The sequence below is a fragment of the Streptomyces sp. CB02923 genome (assembly GCF_001905005.1).
Taxonomy (GTDB): domain Bacteria; phylum Actinomycetota; class Actinomycetes; order Streptomycetales; family Streptomycetaceae; genus Streptomyces.
Window position 1 is genome coordinate 41347 of sequence record NZ_LWKZ01000027.1, and the last position, 15620, is coordinate 56966.

Consider the following 15620-nt stretch of genomic DNA (forward strand, 5'->3'; position numbering starts at 1 on the left):
TCCGACAAGGGGTTGACGGGAGCGAAACGTGAGTGCTCCCGTACGCCCTATTGCGCCGCTATGCGCTGGGCGTACGCCCCGGAAAGCTGTGCCCGCGAATCCTCCAGATAGGACTCCAGCAGCTGCTCGGCGGCGGCCCCGTTCCCGGCCTCCAGCTCTTCGAGGATCTGCCGGTTGCGGGTCAGGTACGGCGCGTGGAAGCGGCGCGGATCATCCATGACGTGGAAGACCAGCCGCAGTTCCGCGAGCACCCCGCGCATCAGCTCGTCGGTGCGCGGACTGCCCGCCAGGCCCACCACCGCCTGGTGGAAGCGGAGGTTCGCGGTGCCCAGGTCGCGCCAGGCGCGCTCCTCGAAAGCGGCCTCACCGGCCACCACGGCCGCCTCCATCGCCTCCACCGGGTGCGGCGGCTCGCCCAGACTGCGGACCGCGGCGCACTCCACGAGCGTACGGATCCGGTAGATGTCGTCCAGGTCCGCCACCGTCACGATGCGCACGAAGACGCCGCGGTTGAGCTGGTGCACCAGCAGGCGTTCGTGCGTGAGCAGGCGGAACGCCTCGCGCAGGGTGTTGCGCGAGACGCCCAGGGCGCCGCCGATACTCTCCTCGGACAGCCGCGCGCCGGGCGGGAAGTAGCCCTCGGTGATGCGGTCCCGGAGAATGTCGGCGACCCGCTCCGCGGTGCTGGACCGTCCCAGCAGCACCCGGTCGCCTGCCAGCTCCGAGACCTCGGCGAGCCTGTGCCGATCGCCCCGTGTCGTCCCGCCCGCCATCGCCGTCCCCGCTTTCGCCCCGTACGTGCACCCCATGTGCTGTGAGCGGCAGTCAATCCCAGATGGCAGAACGAGACAACACACCTCTTGTCGGATCGTTGAACGATCGCTTACGTTGGCCTGACCACCGGCCGGCCCGAGTGCCCTCAGGGGGAGAGCCACTACGGATACGGGCCGGCCGGTTCCCACCAGTGATCTGCCTGCCTGTGCGCCCATCCGCGCGGGGCACCTCCGGAACGGACTTGCGACTTCTATGAGCGACCCGGTGACCACCCCCCTCGTCGACCTCAACGCCGACCTCGGGGAAGGCTTCGGACGCTGGGAGCTCACCGACGACGAGGCCCTGCTGTCCGTCGTCACCAGCGCCAACGTGGCCTGCGGTTTCCACGCCGGGGACCCGAGCACCATGCGCCGGGTCTGCGAGCTGGCCGCCGGGCGCGGCGTGGCCGTCGGCGCCCAGGTCTCCTACCGCGACCTCGCCGGATTCGGGCGCCGCGCCATGGACGTCCCGCCGCGCGAGCTGGCCGACGAGATCGCGTACCAGATCGGCGCGTTGGAGGTCTTCGCCCGCGCCGCCGGGACCCGGATCGCCTACGTCAAGCCGCACGGCGCGCTCTACAACCGCTGCGTCCACGACGAGGCGCAGTCCGCCGCCGTCCTGGAGGGCGTACGGACCGCCGGGACCCCGCTGCCCATCCTCGGCCTGCCCGGCTCCCAGCTGCACGAGGCGGCCCGCCGCGTCGGCCTGCCCGTCGTCGGCGAGGCGTTCGCCGACCGCGCCTACACCCCCGAAGGCACCCTGGTCTCCCGCCGCGAGCCGGGCGCCGTCGTCCACGATCCCGACGAGGTCGTCAAGCGCGCGCTGGGCATGGCGACGGAAGGCACCGTCACCGCCGTCGACGGCAGCATCGTGAAGATCGAAGCGCGCTCCCTGTGCCTGCACGGCGACACCCCCGGCGCCGCCGACCTCGCCCGCCGGGTGCGCGACGAGCTGACGGCGGCCGGCGTGCGGATCGGCAGCTTCGCGTGAGCACCGGCACGCCCGGCGGCCGCACCCCGGCCGGCCGGTCGCGGCTGCCCCTGCGCCCCCTGCCGGTCGGCGACCACGGGCTGCTCGTCGAGCTGGAGGACGCCGCGGCCGTCGAGGCGTTCCACTCCGAGCTGCTGCGCCGCGCCGCCGCGGGCACCCTCCCCGCGGTGCGCGAAATCGTCCCGGCCGCCCGCACGGTCCTGCTCGACGGAGTGGCCGACCCGGGACGGCTGGCCGCCGAACTGCCCGGCTGGGACATCCCGCCAGCCACCGCGGGCGACCGGCCCGCCATCGAGATCCCGGTGCGCTACGACGGCCCGGACCTCGCCGACGTGGCCGCCCTGTGGGACACCACGCCCGAAGACGTGGTCCGCATCCACTCCGGTACGGAGTTCCACGTCGCCTTCTGCGGGTTCGCCCCCGGCTTCGGCTACCTGACGGGCCTGCCGGAGCGCCATCACGTACCGCGCCGCGCCACGCCGCGCACCAAGGTCCCGGTCGGCTCGGTCGCCCTGGCCGGCCCGTACACCGGTGTCTATCCGCGTTCGTCGCCGGGCGGCTGGCAGCTCATCGGCACCAGCGACGTCGACCTGTGGGACCCGGACCGCGATCCGGCAGCCCTGTTCGCCCCCGGCACCCGCGTCCGCTTCATCCCGGTTTCAACGCAATCACCCCAGGAAGCCCGATGACCGACCGCGCCTTCTGTGCCGTACGCGCCGGAGCCCTGACCACCGTCCAGGACCTCGGCCGCGCGGGCCACGCCCACCTCGGCGTGCCGCGCGCGGGCGCCCTGGACGAGCCCGCCCACCGCCTCGCCAACCGCCTCGTCGGCAACCCGGACACCTCCGCCACCCTGGAGACGACCCTCACCGGCTGCGCCGTCCGGGTCCGCACGGACACCGTGGCCGCGGTGACCGGCGCCCCCTGCCCGGTCACGGTCGACGGCCGCCCCGCCCCCTGGGGCGCGCCGGTACGCGTCCCGGCGGGCGCGGTACTGGACGCCGGCCCGGCCACCGCCGGTCTCCGCTCGTACGTCGCCTTCGCCGGCGGCGTCGACACGGAGCCGGTGCTCGGCAGCCGCGCCGCCGACCTGCTCTCCGGGATCGGCCCCGCACCGCTGTCCGACGGCGGTGTGCTGCCGCTCGGCACCCCCTCCGGCCCGCCCGCCCGCGTGGACGCCGTGCCGCGCTCGGCACTGCCGCTCGCGGAACTGGTGCTGCCGTGCGTGCTGGGGCCGCGCGACGACTGGTTCACCGAGGCGGGCCTGCGCACCCTCGCCACCGGCCGCTTCCGTGTCTCCTCGGCGAGCAACCGCATCGGGCTGCGCACGGAGGGCCCGCCTCTGGAACGGTCCAAGGACGGCGAACTGCCCAGCGAGGGCATGCCGCTGGGGGCACTCCAGGTCCCCCCGAACGGCCTGCCCGTGCTGTTCCTCAACGACCACCCGACGACGGGCGGTTACCCGGTCGTCGGGGTGGTGCCTGAGCGTTTCCTCGCCGCGGCCGCGCAGGCGGCGCCGGGAACGCCGGTCCGGTTCGCCCCCAGGCGTTCACGCGCCACCGGCTGAGCCGGGCGTGCCGTACCCGCCTCCCCCCGGCGTACGGATCACCAGCACGTCCCCCGCGCCGATCTCCGCCACGTCGCACCCCTGGAGCGCCTCCTCCGTGCCGTCCGCCCGCCGGACCAGGTTGGCGCCGGTCGCGCCCGGCCCGCCGCCCGCCATGCCGTACGGCGCCACCCGCCGGTGTCCGGTGAGCAGGGCCACCGTCACCGGCTCCAGGAAGCGCAGGTGCCGTTCGGCGCCCCGGCCGCCCCGCCAGCGGCCGTCGCCGCCGCTGCCCTCCCGTACGGCGAAGCTCTCCACCCGTACGGGATAGCGCCACTCCAGCACCTCGGGGTCGGTCAGCCGGGAGTTGGTCATGTGGGTCTGCACGGCGTCCGCGCCGTCGAAGCCGTCGCCCGCGCCCGCGCCGCTGGCGACCGTCTCGTAGTACTGCACCCGGTCGTTGCCGAAGGTGAGGTTGTTCATCGTGCCCGAACCCTCCGCCTGCACGCCGAGCGCGGCGTAGAGCGCGCCGGTGACCGCCTGTGAGGTCTCCACGTTGCCCGCGACCGTGGCCGCGGGGAACGTGGGCGCCAGCATCGAGCCGGGCGGGATGCGCACCTCGACCGGTTTCAGGCAGCCGCTGTTGAGCGGGATCTCGTCGGCGACGAGCGTACGGAAGACGTAGAGCACCGCCGCCATCACCACCGAGCTCGGCGCGTTGGCGTTGCCGGGCAGTTGCGCGGAGGTCCCGGCGAAGTCCAGCACCGCGCCGCGGGCCGCGCGGTCCACGGTCAGCGCGACCTGGATCACCGCGCCGCCGTCGGTCTCGTAGCGGTACGAGCCGTCCTCCAGGTGCGCGATGATCCGGCGTACCGATTCCTCTGCGTTGTCCTGGACGTGCCCCATGTAGGCGCGCACCACGTCCAGACCGAACTGCCCGATCATCTTGCGCAGTTCGCGGATGCCCTTCTCGTTGGCGGCGATCTGGGCCCGCAGGTCCGCGATGTTGGCGTCCGGCGCCCGCGAGGGGTACGGCCCGGCGGCGAGCAGCTCGCGCGTCTCGGCCTCCCGCAGCCTGCCGTCCCGGACCAGCAGCCAGTTGTCGAAGAGGACGCCCTCCTCCTGGATCGTACGGCTGAAGGCGGGCATCGAGCCGGGGGTGATGCCGCCGATCTCGGCGTGGTGGCCGCGCGAGGCGACCAGGAACAGCAGCTCCTCGCCGTCGTCGTCGAAGACGGGGGTGACGACGGTGACGTCCGGCAGGTGGGTGCCTCCGTGGTACGGGTCGTTGACCGCGTACACGTCGCCCGGCCGCATCCCGTCCGGGTCGCCGCGCCGCCGCCGGAGCACCTCCTTGATGGACTCCCCCATCGATCCGAGATGCACGGGAATGTGCGGGGCATTGGCGATGAGGTTGCCCTCGTGATCGAAGAGGGCACAGGAAAAGTCCAGCCGCTCCTTGATGTTGACCGAGTGTGCGGTGTTCTCCAGGCGGACGCCCATCTGCTCGGCGATGGCCATGAAGAGGCTGTTGAAGACCTCCAGCATGACCGGATCGGCGTCCGTGCCGACCGCCGCCCCGCCCGCGCGGGGCCGTACGCGGGTCAGCAGCAGATGGCCGCGCTCCCCCGCGCGGGCCTGCCAGCCCGGGTCGAGGACCGTCGTCGCGTCGTCCTCGGCGATGATCGCGGGGCCGGTGAGGATGTCGCCGGGGCGCAGGTCACCGCGGGCGAACAGGGCCGTCTCCTGCCGGCGTCCCTGCGCGAACATCCGTACCGTCGCGACCGGTTCCAGTTTCCCGGCCCGCTCCCCCGTCGGCACCCGGTGCCCGGCCGAGCCGCCCGCCGCGCCGACCGCCTCGACCGAGACCGCCTCGGCGACCAGCGGCTTGTCCATCGTGAACGCGTACCGCGCACGGTGCGCCCGTACGAACGCGGCGGCCATCGCCCGCGGGGTGTCCAGCGCCACGCCGATCGCGGAGTCCGTCCCGGCGTACCGCAGCATCACCCGCGCCCGGGTGCCGACGCTCTCCTCCGGGACGCCGTCGTCGAGCAGTTCGCGGCGGGTGCGTCCGGCCAGCCGGTCGCAGACGCCGTGCACCTCGGCGAGGTCCGCCGCGTCCGACTCCGGGTCGATCTCCACCTCGACGGCCTGCTCCCGCATGGCCGTCGCGTCGGCGACCCCGATGCCGTACGCGGACAGCACACCGGCCAGCGGCGGTACGACGACCGTGCCGATGCCCAGCGCGTCGGCGACCGCGCAGGCGTGCTGGCCGCCCGCGCCGCCGAAGCTGGTGAGCGCGTAGCGCGTGACGTCGTAACCGCGCTGGACGGAGATCTTCTTGACCGCGTTGGCCATGTTCAGCACGGCGATGTCCAGGAACCCGGCGGCGACCTCCTCGGGGCCGCGCCGGTCGCCGGTGGCCTCGGCCGCCTCCTCGGCCAGCCGGACGAAACGCTCCCGTACCGTCGCGTCGTCCAGCGGCTGGTCGCCGTCCGGCCCGAACACCGCGGGAAAGTGCGCCGGCTGGACGCGGCCCAGCATCACGTTGGCGTCCGTGACGGTCAGCGGCCCGCCGCGCCGGTAGCAGGCCGGGCCGGGGACGGCGCCGGCCGAGTCCGGGCCCACGCGGTAGCGCCGCCCGTCGAAGTGCAGCACCGAGCCGCCGCCCGCCGCGACGGTGTGGATGTTCATCATGGGCGCCCGCATCCGTACGCCCGCGACCTCGTTGCCGAAGATCCGCTCGAAGCCGCCCGCGTAGTGCGACACGTCGGTGGAGGTGCCGCCCATGTCGAAGCCGATCACCCGGTCGTACCCGTCGCCCGCCTCGGCCGAGGAGCGGACCATCCCGACCACGCCGCCCGCCGGTCCGGAGAGCACCGCGTCCTTGCCGCGGAAGTGCGCGGCCTCCCGCAGCCCGCCGTTGGACTGCATGAACATCAGCCGTACGCCCGGGAGCTGGGCGGCCACCTCGTCGACGTACCGGCCGAGGATCGGCGAGAGGTAGGCGTCCACGACGGTGGTGTCGCCGCGCGGCACCAGCTTCATCAGCGGGCTGACCTCGTGCGAGCAGCTGACCTGCGGGAACCCCGCCTCCTTCGCCGCGGCGGCCACGGCCTTCTCGTGGTCGGCGTAGCGGTAGCCGTGCAGCAGGACGACGGCCGCGCTGCGCAGCCCGTCACCGTACGCCCGCGCCAGCTCCGCCCGCACCGCGTCCGTCTCCAGCGGCCGGACCACCCGGCCCCGCGCGTCGACCCGCTCCGGGACCTCGATCACCCGCTCGTACAGGGCCTCGGGCAGCACGATCCGCCGGTCGAAGATCCGCGGCCGGTTCTGGTAGGCGATGCGCAACGCGTCCCGGAAGCCCTCGGTGACGACCAGGACGGTCGGCTCGCCCGTGCGCTCCAGGAGGGCGTTGGTCGCCACGGTCGTGCCCATCTTGACGACGGAGATCCTCTCGGCGGGGACCGGTTCGCCGGGCGCGAGCCCCAGCATCGCCCGGATGCCGGCGACGGCGGCGTCCTCGGTGCTTCCGGGGCGGTGCGAGAGCAGCTTGCCGGTGACCAGCCGCCCGTCGGGGCGCCGCCCCACCACATCCGTGAACGTGCCGCCCCGGTCGATCCAGAACTCCCAGCGTCCCGTCATGCCGCCATTGTGGCAGCGGACTTGGCCGAGCCGGCGCTTTCCGCCCCGCCGCCGCGCCCGGCCGGGTACGGCGGCGGGGCGGCGGACCGTCCGCGAACGGCCGGGAAGCCTCCGGCGCATCTCCGGCGCATTTCAGCTCATCGCCTTTACGCTCCCCCCGAAGCCTCGCGGAAACGTCACTTCCGCGATATGCCCATCACTCCATACTAATTCCCCACTTACCGCTTCCACCTGCCCCGACTCCTCAAATGGGTGTTGCTTCCCGGATTCCTTTTACTCTCTCTTGGTTTCCTGGGACCGTCGGGTCAAGAACATCCCAAGGACCCGCGCCCCGCGGGCCCGGGAGGCAGGAGAGACATGCAGCACGGCAGCGCCCTGCGCGAAGCGGTCCGGTCCCCCCGCACCACCCCCCTCATCGGTATCTACGACATGTATTCGGCTTCCATCGCGGCACAGCACTACGACGGCATGTTCGTTTCCGGATTCGGATTCGCGGCATCCCATTACGGCCTGCCCGACATCGGATTCATCGCCTGGCCGGACATGGTGCAGTTCGTGGAACGGCTGCGCCTGGCCTTCCCGGCCCACCACCTCCTGGTGGACATCGACGACGGTTACGTGGACCCCGAGGTCGCCTGCCACGTCGTCCAGCGCCTGGAGCGCGCCGGTGCCTCCGGCGTGATCCTGGAGGACCAGAAGCGGCCCCGCCGGTGCGGGCACGCGGACGGCAAACTGATCCTTCCGCTGGAGGAGTACCTGGCCAAACTCGACCTCGTGCTGAGCAGCCGCACGGACCTGGTCGTGGTGGCGCGCACGGACGCCACGGAGGAAGCGGAGATCGTCCGGCGAGCGGCGGCACTCGCGGAGACCGACGCGGACGTCGTCCTCGTCGACGGGGTGCGCAGCGTGGAGTGGATCGAACGGATCCGGTCCGTCGTGGGCGGCAAACCGCTGCTGTTCAACCAGATCGCGGGCGGCAAGTCGCCGCGCCTGTCGCTGACCGAACTCACCGACCTCGGCGTGGACGTGGCGATCTACAGCACCCCCTGCCTGTTCGCCGCGCACGGCGCCATCGACGGAGCGCTGGCCGACCTCAAGACCGCCGACGGCCGGCTGCCCGACACGGGCCAGACCGGAAGCGTCGAACTACGGGGCGCCACCGAGCTGTTGGAGAAAAACATCAGCAGGCGACACGCGCACCGCGAACCGGCACCCGTCTGAGAAGAGGTCGTCCCCATGGCACCGAACCCCTTCCGGGGCGGCGCCGGGCAGCCCCGGGACCGCGGCAAGCGGTCCCGGGGCGTGCGCCCGTCCGCCCTGTCCGTCGCCGTCGCGGCGGTGATGAGCGTGCTGTGGGGCGGCACCGCCGCCCAGGCCGCGACACCGTCCCCGCCGGTCCCGCCGTCACCGCCGTGCACGTCCCACGACGACGAGGAGGAGGAGACCCCGCCGCCGCCCCGCGCGGGCACGTCCGTCGGCCTGCTGGTGGTCGACAACTCCTCGGCGGACTCCTGGCTGGAGATCGACCGGACGCTCAACACCCTGCTCGCCGGCAAGGGCACGGCAGGCAGCGACCACGACGGAGGCGGCGGCGCCATCGACGTACGGACCCGGGACGCGACCGGGCCGGGAGCCGATCCGTCACGCGTCGGGCACCCGCCCTGGCAGACCGGCGACGACGAGTGACCCGGTGCCGCCCGGACCGGCTGAGGCGGGCGGTCGACCCCTATGTCGCCGCCCTCCTCGGCACGGTCCTGCTCGCCACCCTGCTGCCGGCGACCGGGCGGGGCGCCGTGGCCGCGGGCACCACCGCCGACCTCGCCATCGGACTGCTCTTCTTCCTCTACGGCGCCCGGCTGTCCACCCGGGAAGCGGTGCACGGGCTACGGCAGTGGAAACTCCACCTGCTGACCGGGGCGAGCACCTTCGTCCTGTTCCCGCTGCTGGGCCTGGCGGCCGGCGGACTCGTCCCGTTCCTGCTCACCGACCGGCTCTACACAGGGCTGCTCTTCCTGTGCGTCGTCCCCTCGACCGTCCAGTCCTCGATCGCCCTGACCTCCACGGCCCGCGGCAACGTCCCGGCCGCCATCTGCGCCGGCACGTACTCCAGCCTGGTCGGCATGGCCGCCACCCCACTGCTCGCGGCCTGGCTGATCGGCTCCGCCCCCGGCTTCTCGGCGGCGGGCCTGCTGTCGATCGCCACCCACCTTCTGCTGCCGTTCCTCGCCGGGCAGTCGCTGCGCCGCTGGACCGGCGGCTTCCTCACCCGCCACAAGAAACCGCTCGGCCTCCTGGACCGCGCCTCGATCCTCCTCGTCGTCTACACGGCCTTCAGCAAGGGCATGACGCAGGGCATCTGGCAGCAGGTCACCCCCGTACGGCTGCTCGCCCTGCTGCTCCTGGCCGCGGGCCTGCTGGCCACGGCCCTCGTCACCACCTCGCTGGCCGCGCGCCGGCTGGGCTTCTGCCGGGAGGACCGCGTCACCATCGTCTTCTGCGGTTCGAACAAGAGCCTCGCCACGGGCCTGCCGATGGCGGCGGTGCTCTTCGGCGGCGCGGCCGGTCCGGTCATCCTGCCGCTGATGCTCTACCACCAGCTCCAGCTGATGGTGTGCGCGGTCATCGCCGCCCGCTGGTCCCGCCGGCCGGAGACCGCCGCGGCCGCACCGGAGCCGCCGCTGCGTCCGGTGCCCCGGCCGGTCGAGGGGGAACCGTCGGCCTGACCTCGGGTACGGGCGTCAGGGCGGCTTGTACGGGCGTCAGGGCGGCGTCGTGCGCGTCGAGGAAGGCCGCCACGGCCGGCTGCCAGCCGTAGCCCTCCGCGCGCTGCCGGGCCGCCGCACGGCGGTGCGCCTCCGGACGCGCGAGGACGCGCAGGACCGCGTCGGCGTAGGAGGCACCGTCGTCGAGGGCGGTGTCCCCGCCGGGGCCGACCAGTCCGGCGAGTGCCGAGGCGGCACTCGCCACGACCGGGGTGCCGCAGGCCAGGGCCTCCAGGGCCGCCAGGCCGAACGTCTCCGCCGGGCCGGGCGCCAGCGCCACGTCCGCAGCGGCCTGGAGGGCGGCAAGCTCACCCGCGTCGGCGACGTGCCCCAGGAACGCCACGGGCAGCCGCTCGGTGCGCGCGCGGGCCGTCAGGCGGGACCGCAGCGGCCCGTCCCCCGCCACCACCAGCGCCGCGTCGACGCCGCGCCACCGCAGCTCCGCCAGCGCGTCCAGAGCGCGTCCAGGCCGCTTCTCCGGTGACAGCCGCGAGCACAGGAGCAGGAGCACACCTGCGCCGCCCGCGCACCGCCGCCGCAGTTGCGGACTGTGCAGGGCGGGGTGCCGGGCCGTCAGGTCGACGCCCAGCGGCGCCCGTACGACGTTGCGCGCACCGACCCGGGCGAATTCGGCCGCCGCCCATTCCGTCGTGCACACCACCCGGCTGTAGACGTGCGCGGTCCGCGCGTTGATCCGGTCGGCGGCGTCCCGCGCCGGTCCGCGCGGTACGCCCCAGGTCCGCAGCACACCGTCCACGCTCTCGTGGGAGACCATCACCGCCGGTACGCGGGCCCGCCGCGCCCAGACGCCGGTCCACCGCAGCGTCGTACGGTCGGAGACCTCCAGCCGGTCGGGGGCCAGCGCCTCCAGGACACGACGGACCCGGCGCCGGTCGGCCAGCACCCGGTAGCCGCCCGTGCCGGGCAGGACCGGGCCGGGCAGGGTGATCACCCGTCCCTGGTCGGTGTCCTCGTCGCGTACGGCCGGGCCGGGCACGATCAGGACCGGGTCGTGCCCCGCGGCGCGGTACCCGGCACCCAGGGCGCGCAGGGCGGTCCGCAGCCCGCCGGACTCCGGGGTCACGAAGTTCGCGAGCCGTACGATGCGCAGTCCGGCACCGGTGTAGCGGGTCTCGTCGAGGACGAAGGGCGCGGACGTGCCCGGCGGTGGCGTCATACGGCCACCGCCGTCCGGTCCGCGAGCACGTCCTCGTAGTGGCCCAGCAGCTCGTCGCCGACCACCTCCCAGGTACGGTGCTCGACCGCCGTACGGCCCGCCGCGCCCAGCCGTGCGCGCGCGGCGGGGTCACCGGCCAGCAGCCGTACCGCGTCGCGCAGCGCCTCCCCGTCCCCCGGCGGCACCAGCAGCCCCGTACGGCCGTGCTCCACGAGATCCAGCGGGCCGCCCGCGGCGGGCGCCACGACGGGCACGCCGCTCGCCATCGCCTCCTGGACGGTCTGGCAGAAGGTGTCGTAGCGGCCGGTGTGCACGAACACGTCGAGGGAGGCCACGATCCGCGCCAGTTCGTCGCCCGTACGGCAGCCGAGAAAGCACACGCCGGGCAGCGCGGCGCGCAGGCCGGAAGCGCTCGGCCCGTCCCCGATCACCACGGTCCGTACGCCGGGCAGCCGCGAGGCCGGGGCCAGCAGCCGCACCTCCTTCTCCGGCGCGAGCCGCCCGACGTACCCCACCAGCAGATCCCGGCCCGCGGCGAGCGAACTGCGCAGGACCGTGTCGCGCCGGGCGGGGTGGAACCGCGCGGAGTCCACCCCGCGGGGCCACAGCCGCAGCCGGGGCACGCCGTGCGCGGCCAGGTCGTGCAGGGCCGAGCGGGACGGTGCGAGCGTCCGGTCGGCCGCGGCGTGCACCGTCCGCAGGCGCCGCCAGGCCGCGGTGCCTCCGGCGCCCAGGTAGGCGCGGGCGTAGCGGCCCAGGTCGGTCTGGTAGACCGCGACGGCGGGCACGCGGCGCCGGACGGCCGCGGCCACGGCGCGGGCCCCGAGGACGAAAGGGCCGGCCAGGTGCACGATGTCCGGGCGGTGCCCGTCCAGCGCGGCGGCCAGCCTGCGGCCCGGCAGGGCCACTCTGACCTGCGGATAGCCGGGCAGCGGCACGGAGGGCACGCGGACGACGGGGCAGGGCCCGGCCCGCTCGCCGTCCGGTGTCCCTTCGGCGCCGTGCGGGGCGACGACGAGCACGTCATGGCCGCGCCGGACCAGGTGCCGGGCGGTTTCCAGGGCGCAGTGGGCGACGCCGTTGACGTCGGGCGGGAAGGACTCGGTGACGATGACAACACGCATACGGCTGTTGTCGGCCCACCGGGCGTGGCCCCGGCCAAGGGGATCTTTCCAGCCGGGGAACGTCCCATGAGCGTTGGCGCCCGCGCCGGGGCGCGAGCCCGGGGCGCGGGCGCCGGGCGGGCGCCCCCGGCACGCTCAGAGCGCCGGCGCGTCCGGCCCGAACCGGCTGCGTACCGCCGTCTGCACCTCGGCTTCCTCCGCCGGATCGGCGGCCAGCCGCCGCAGCTGCTCCACGACCCGGTCGTCACCGGTCGCCGCGTGCCGGGCGGCCAGTTCCCGGGTGCTCTCCTCGCAGTCCCAGAGGCACTCGACGGCGAAGCCCGCCGGGAAGCCGGGGTCGGTGACGGCCAGCGCGCCCGCGGCGCGGCCTCTGAGGTGGGAGGAGGAGGTCTCGCGGTAGATGTGGCGCAGCACGGGCGCCGCGCAGGCCACGCCCAGGCGGCCCGCCCCGTCGACCAGCTCCCACAACCCGTCCGCGTCCGGGCCCTCCGTGCGTACCGTACGGCGCAGAGCGGCCAGCACGAGGGCGGCGTCGCCGCGGCCGCCGCGGCGGGACAGCATGGTGGCACCGGCCGCGCCGAGGGGATCGGGGCGCGGGGCCCACCGGCGGGCCCGCTCGATGGCGGCCACGCCGCGCATCCGCTCGAAGGCGGCGAGCGCGGCCTCGGCGAGCGGCCTGCTGGAGAAGGGGTCGGCGGCCGCGGCCTCGACGAGGTCGAGGGCGTCCGGGTCGCCGCGCTCAGCGAGGTGGCGCAGGGCGGCGGCGCGGGCGGCGTCCGGGCCGGTGCGCGCGGCGCGCAGCAGCTCGGGGCGGTCCTCCGGGCCCGCCACGGCCGCCAGGCAGCGCGCGGCCGGGACCTGGCGCCACTCCTCCGGGTGGAGCTCCAGGCCCTGCTGGGCCCAGTCCAGGACTTCGGTGACGCTCCAGCCGGGGCGCGGTCCGCTGGGCCGCAGCTGGCGCTGCCAGCGGTCGAAGCAGCCCTGTTCCTGGGCGGCGCGGATGCGTTCGCCGTAGCGGGGGTCCTCGGCCCACAGCCGCCACGGGCGCGGTTCGAAGGCGTCGCGGACGGCGGCGGCCAGCTCGGCGTCGCCCTCCGCGGTGCGCGGGAAGCGGGCGAGGACGGCGGGGGCCAGGGTCGCCAGGCCCGTGTCGTCGTCACGCAGCGCGAGCTCGTCCAGGGCCCAGCGCCAGTTCGTACCGGCGGCGGCGTAGCTGCGCAGCAGCAGGAGGGCGGCGTCGCGGCCGTACGCGGCGAGGTGGCCGAGCACGGCGAGCGCGAGTCCGGTGCGCTCCTCGCCGGGGTCAGTGAGGTCGTCGGGATGGAAAAGATGCCGTTCGATCTCTTCGAGTCCGCCGTCGAGCTGCATGTAGAGGCGCGCGTAGTACAGGGAGCGGTTCTCGACCTGCCAGTCGCGGCGGGGGTCGCGCAGCACGCTGTCGTTCAGTGCCGCGAGCGCCTCGGCCCGCGGCGCCGCGAGGGCGTGCAGGGTCCCGTCGCCGCGGCCTCGCTGCAGGAGGCCGAGCAGGGTGCCACTGGGCGCTATGTCTGGATCGAACATGAGGTCAGCATCCGGTGCGGGGGACAGGCTGGGCAACGGGATTTCCGCTGACCGGCATTCTTGCCGGTGACCACGGGTCGTATGCGTCGTTCCCACCATGGATCGGTGGGGGCGAGTGCGCTACGGCGGCCGCAGCCTAGCCTGGAACGCTTCCTTCCGCCGATTCGGCCGAGGGTTGCCCCAGGGAGGCCGGGGGCATATGCCGAATGCACCACCGTATCGGGTAATGCCAAATCCCTTACGGGCGGTCGCAGCCTGTGCAACAGTCGTTACCGGCCCTTCCGTCAGACCTGGCCCCGGCGCCGCCTGATATCGGAGTACGTCATGCCGTCCCACCTCTTCGCGGACCGCCCAGCCGCCCAGCCGCCCGAGCGCGACGTGGTCGAGGCCCTGATCACCCAGGCCCGCCGACTCCGGGGCGGCCTGGACGCCGTACGCCGGGAGACCTCGGCCGCCGGCGACGAGCCCGCCGACCCCCGTCGGCGCTGGCAGCGGGCGCTGTGCGACCTCGCCGTCCACCACCTCGACGACCTCGGCGGGCACCTGGACCAGCTCCGGGAGGGCCTGCCCGCCGACGAGACGGCCGGGCAGGCGGACGGCGACCGGCTGCCGGTGGCCCCGCCCGCGCCCGCCGGACACCCGCGCGGTTCGCTGCTCAGCCGGGTCGGCAGCGCCGAGTGGAACCTCCTCACCGACGAGGTGAGCTGGTCGGAGGAGCTCTTCGGGATCTTCGGCCGGGAGCCGGCCGATGGCCCCCTGACACTGGACGAACTGCCGTCCCTGGTCTTCTGCGAGGACCAGCAGCTGCTGACCACGATGGTCACGGACTGCCTGGTGGACGGCCGGCCGATCGACGGCGAGTTCCGCATCGTACGGCCCGATCAGAGCGTGCGTACGGTGCACATGGTGGGCGAGCCGGTGCTCGAAGCCGACGGCAGCACGGCGTGCATGTGGGCCGTGCTGCGCGACGTCAGCGAGCTGCGCCGCAGCCAGCGGGCGGTGCGCGAGACCCGTGACTCGCTGCAGCGCCAGCGGCACAGGGCGCAGACCGAGCACCGGCTTGCGGTCGAGCTGCAGGAAGCCGTGCTGCCGCCGTGGCGCGGCTCCCTGCGGTTCCCGCAGGGCGGGCCCGTCGCACTCGACCTCGCCGCCCGCTACCTCCCTTCCGGCACCAGCGCCCTGATCGGCGGCGACTGGTACGACGCACTGCAACTCCCGGACGGCAAGACGCTGTTGAGCGTCGGCGACCTCACCGGCCACGGCGCCACGGCCACCTCCGGCATGGCCATGGTGCTCGGCGCGCTGCGCGGCATGGCGGTGTCCGGTCAGGAGCCGGGCCCGCTGATGGGCTTCCTGAACCAGCTGCTCGACACCTCCGCGCAGCCCGCCCTGGGCAGCGCGGTGTGCTGCCGTTTCGACCCCGCCTCCCGTCAGCTCGTCTGGGCCCAGGCCGGACACCCCGCCCCACTGCTGTTCCGCGGCGGCACGGCAAGCCCGCTGGACCCCCCGGAGGGCGTCCTGCTCGGTGCCACCTCCGGAGCCGTCTACGCGCAGCGGTGCGAGCAGTTGCAGCCCGGCGACCTGCTGGTGCTGCACACGGACGGCCTGGTGCCGCGCCGGTCGCACGGCACGCTCGCGCCCCACGAGGGGACCGAGCGCCTCCTGTCGCTGGCACCGCGGTTCGCCACGGCGCGTAACGCGCAGGACTGTGTCCGCGTCATCGCCGAGGAGTTCGGCAGCGCCGAGCGCGAGGACGACGCGTGTGTGCTGATCGCCAGGGTGAGCGGGTAGCGGAGAGCGGCACCGCTGCCGGTCACGGGAGCGCCCCGCCGCGGGACATGGCCGTGGACACGTACGTACAGGTACGCACGTTCGCGTACGCGGTGTCGGTACGGCGTATCGGTGTCGGTATGGCATGCCGGTGCAGCCAGGACCGGGGTCACGGGTCTTGGCTTCTCGGTCACGGTAGTCGGTACGGGATGACGTGGCGTCCTTTGTGCGCC

The 15620-nt window shown here is 74.4% G+C and carries 12 protein-coding genes; 7 read left to right on the forward strand and 5 right to left on the reverse strand.

The window, feature by feature from the left end; all coding sequences use genetic code 11:
- Positions 1–47: 47 nt before the first annotated feature.
- Positions 48–773 carry a GntR family transcriptional regulator gene (locus A6A06_RS35005; protein ID WP_073767318.1) on the reverse strand — a complete coding sequence of 242 codons (726 nt, stop codon included), beginning with the start codon at positions 771–773 and terminating at the stop codon, positions 48–50.
- 253 nt (positions 774–1026) lie between these two features.
- On the opposite strand from A6A06_RS35005, the gene A6A06_RS35010 reads away from it, so the two are divergent.
- The 3 genes from A6A06_RS35010 to A6A06_RS35020 are packed head-to-tail and all read left to right on the forward strand — an operon-like array spanning position 1027 to position 3370.
- Entirely contained in the window at positions 1027–1803 is a 777-nt protein-coding gene (locus A6A06_RS35010) for a LamB/YcsF family protein (RefSeq protein ID WP_199931377.1), read from the forward strand.
- A complete protein-coding gene (gene pxpB, locus A6A06_RS35015; protein ID WP_443333820.1) occupies positions 1800–2492 on the forward strand; it encodes a 5-oxoprolinase subunit PxpB in 693 nt (230 codons plus the stop codon). The genes A6A06_RS35010 and pxpB overlap by 4 nt, the downstream gene beginning before the upstream one ends.
- Positions 2489–3370 (forward strand): biotin-dependent carboxyltransferase family protein, encoded by an 882-nt coding sequence (locus tag A6A06_RS35020; protein WP_073767322.1) that lies wholly within the window; start codon positions 2489–2491, stop codon positions 3368–3370. Before pxpB ends, A6A06_RS35020 begins: the two co-directional genes overlap by 4 nt.
- On the opposite strand, the gene A6A06_RS35025 is transcribed toward A6A06_RS35020, so the two are convergent.
- The gene (locus A6A06_RS35025; protein WP_073767324.1) at positions 3353–6994 is read right to left on the reverse strand and encodes a hydantoinase B/oxoprolinase family protein; all 3642 of its coding nucleotides are present in this window, start codon (positions 6992–6994) and stop codon (positions 3353–3355) included. The two genes, A6A06_RS35020 and A6A06_RS35025, sit on opposite strands and share 18 nt — an antisense overlap.
- A 357-nt stretch (positions 6995–7351) precedes the next feature.
- Here A6A06_RS35025 and A6A06_RS35030 point away from each other — a divergent pair, with 357 nt between their 5' ends.
- The 3 genes from A6A06_RS35030 to A6A06_RS35040 are packed head-to-tail and all read left to right on the forward strand — an operon-like array spanning position 7352 to position 9717.
- Positions 7352–8215, forward strand: a complete 864-nt coding sequence (locus A6A06_RS35030; RefSeq protein WP_073767326.1) for an isocitrate lyase/PEP mutase family protein — start codon at positions 7352–7354, stop codon at positions 8213–8215.
- 15 nt (positions 8216–8230) lie between these two features.
- The gene (locus tag A6A06_RS42395; RefSeq protein WP_073767328.1) at positions 8231–8680 is read left to right on the forward strand and encodes a hypothetical protein; all 450 of its coding nucleotides are present in this window, start codon (positions 8231–8233) and stop codon (positions 8678–8680) included.
- Entirely contained in the window at positions 8677–9717 is a 1041-nt protein-coding gene (locus A6A06_RS35040) for a bile acid:sodium symporter family protein (RefSeq protein WP_199931378.1), read from the forward strand. The genes A6A06_RS42395 and A6A06_RS35040 overlap by 4 nt, the downstream gene beginning before the upstream one ends.
- Here the strand turns inward: A6A06_RS35040 and A6A06_RS35045 are convergent.
- The 3 genes from A6A06_RS35045 to A6A06_RS35055 form a co-directional block, all read right to left on the reverse strand.
- A complete protein-coding gene (locus A6A06_RS35045; RefSeq protein ID WP_079194583.1) occupies positions 9614–10933 on the reverse strand; it encodes a glycosyltransferase in 1320 nt (439 codons plus the stop codon). The genes A6A06_RS35040 and A6A06_RS35045 overlap by 104 nt on opposite strands.
- On the reverse strand, positions 10930–12057 hold the full coding sequence (locus A6A06_RS35050; RefSeq protein WP_073767330.1) for a glycosyltransferase family 4 protein: 1128 nt from the start codon (positions 12055–12057) through the stop codon (positions 10930–10932). The genes A6A06_RS35045 and A6A06_RS35050 overlap by 4 nt, the downstream gene beginning before the upstream one ends.
- Before the next feature lie 135 nt (positions 12058–12192).
- Positions 12193–13617 (reverse strand): hypothetical protein, encoded by a 1425-nt coding sequence (locus tag A6A06_RS35055; RefSeq protein WP_073767332.1) that lies wholly within the window; start codon positions 13615–13617, stop codon positions 12193–12195.
- A gap of 324 nt (positions 13618–13941) precedes the next feature.
- Between A6A06_RS35055 and A6A06_RS35060 the strand changes: the two genes are divergently transcribed.
- A complete protein-coding gene (locus A6A06_RS35060; RefSeq protein WP_073767334.1) occupies positions 13942–15408 on the forward strand; it encodes a PP2C family protein-serine/threonine phosphatase in 1467 nt (488 codons plus the stop codon).
- Positions 15409–15620: the final 212 nt, after the last annotated feature.